Origin of the sequence: Kitasatospora sp. NPDC057542, from assembly GCF_042801945.1 — a bacterium.
In the GTDB taxonomy this organism is placed as follows: domain Bacteria; phylum Actinomycetota; class Actinomycetes; order Streptomycetales; family Streptomycetaceae; genus Kitasatospora.
Map to the genome: position 1 here is coordinate 1 of NZ_JBHVFE010000788.1, position 1,941 is coordinate 1,941.

Here is a 1,941-nt window from a genome sequence, read left to right on the forward strand (position 1 = left end):
CCCTCCCGCACCTCGGGAGGGGGCGGCGGCAGCGTCGTTTCAGCCGTGGCCCGGCGTGGGCCCACTCGATGTCGATCCGTTCGGCGCGGATTTGTTCCGCGCAGGCTCGTTCGGCGCGGATCCGTTCCGCGCAGGCTCGTTCGGCGCGGATCCGTTCCGCGCAGGCTCGTTCGGCGCGGATCCGTTCGGCGCAGACCCGTTCCGCGCAGGCTCGTTCGCCGCGGATCCGCTCGGCACGGGCCGGGTCGGCGGGAAGGGGATGCCGGCGAGGACGGGCAGCAGTTCCGCCTCCTCGAAGTCGAGGTGCGCCTCAAGCTCGGCGGACATCCGGTCCAGCTCCGTGCGGAGCCGCTCCGGCTCGGTGGCCGCGATCCCGGCCAGCAGGGCCACCAGCTCCTCCTTGATCCGCCCGATGGCCCGGTGCTGCTCGCCGAGCCGTGCCAGGACGTCGGCCAGCTCCGGATGACTGCGCGCGAGGGCGGGGAAGACCGCGGCGTCCTCACCGGTGTGATGGTGCGTCAGACCGTCGCAGAAGGCCAGGCAGTGCTGTCGCAGCTGGAGCCCGAGTGTGGCCGGTCGGCCCGGGAGGTGGGCGTGCGCCTCCTCCCGTACGTGGCGTAGCTGCGCGCGCAGCCAGGTGTGCGACTCCAGCAGCTTGTCGGCGAGGCTGCGCGCCGCCGGGGCCGGGCTGCCGGAGGGCGGTTCGGGCCGTTCCAGGACGACCACCGGCAACTCCCGTTCGGTGTGCGCCTGGTAGCCGCCATAGCCAGGGGCCTTCCGGACGACGGCGGCGAACAGCCTTTCCCGGCAGGCGCCTTCGGCGGGTACGGCGACGGTGTCGAAGGCCTCGGTTCCGAGCTCGACCCGGACCGCCGGGTGAGCAAGGAGGTTGCGGTACCACTGGGGGTGCTCCGGCGCCCCGGCGGCCGAGGCGACGACCAGGAGCAGCCCCTCCGCCCGGACGTACCCGAGTGGCACGGTGTGCGGCCGCCCGGAGCGCGCCCCGGTGGTGGTCAGCAACAGCAGGTCGCCGCCCTCGAACGGGCCGCCGACCCGGCCGCCGTTGGCGCGGAACTCCTCGATGACGTTCAGATTGAAAGACATGGGCATGCGTGTGTGGTGGATCTCCTGAGAGGAAAGGGGAATTGCGGCCACACGCGGTGCCGGTGCCGGAGCCGGTGGTACGGCTGGTCGCGCGTCCGGCGACGTCCGTCGCGGAATGCGCCTCGCGCACGCGGGCACCGCGGTGACCGCCTGGCGTCAGATCAGGGAAGCGGAGAGAGTGCTCATCGCGCATCGTCCCTTCGGAAAGGTGCTCGCCCGGCTGCCGGCCGGCCCACTACTCTGTGGTCGACGCCGCGCTGCACGCCCCCATTAGAGCCAGGCCGCGGACGCTCTGTCAACGAGCACGACCGCCGCCCGAGGAGAGCCGGAACCGCCGTGGAACACGTGCTGGACCTCGACGAAGCCGCCGCACGGATCGCCGCCCGGGCCCCGAGGTGGCGCGCCGCCCGGCTGACGGTGGAGCCGTTCACCTGGCGCGACGGACTCGCCCCTTGGCCGCAGCCGCTGGAGACGGACCGTTCCCGGGTCGCTGATCCGGACTCCCTCGGACTGCGCCTGGCCGACCCGTTGACGGGTGGTGAGCTGGACGTGGTGCTCTTCCGAGGCGGCTGGGCGGACGTGACCTACCTGGCCGCGGGCTGGGAGGGGAAGCCGGCCACGGCGGAGGAGCACGAGCCGGGCGGCGTGATCCCGGCCCGGGACATCACCTCCGCCGCCGACTTCGAGGCGCGCCTGATCGGCTGGATGGGAGATGTCTTCGGCGGCTGAGCGGCCACCTGGCCGGGCCCATCGGGCCGGGCCCATCGGGCCGGGCCTCTCGGGTCGGGCCTCTCGGGTCGGGCCTCTCGGGTCGGGCCTCTCGGGACGGGCCCGACC

Annotated in this window: 1 protein-coding gene and 1 pseudogene; one reads left to right on the forward strand and one right to left on the reverse strand. The window is 73.6% G+C overall.

Features of this window, described 5'->3' with window-relative positions; genetic code table 11:
• Nucleotides 1–237: 237 nt before the first annotated feature.
• Nucleotides 238–1,110: pseudogene (locus tag ACFU7Y_RS43495) on the reverse strand (nitroreductase/quinone reductase family protein); the annotation flags it as partial.
• 330 nt (nucleotides 1,111–1,440) lie between these two features.
• On the opposite strand from ACFU7Y_RS43495, the gene ACFU7Y_RS43500 reads away from it, so the two are divergent.
• Nucleotides 1,441–1,833, forward strand: coding sequence for a hypothetical protein (locus tag ACFU7Y_RS43500; RefSeq protein ID WP_224282524.1), 393 nt, complete (start codon nucleotides 1,441–1,443; stop codon nucleotides 1,831–1,833).
• The last annotated feature ends 108 nt before the right edge of the window (nucleotides 1,834–1,941 follow it).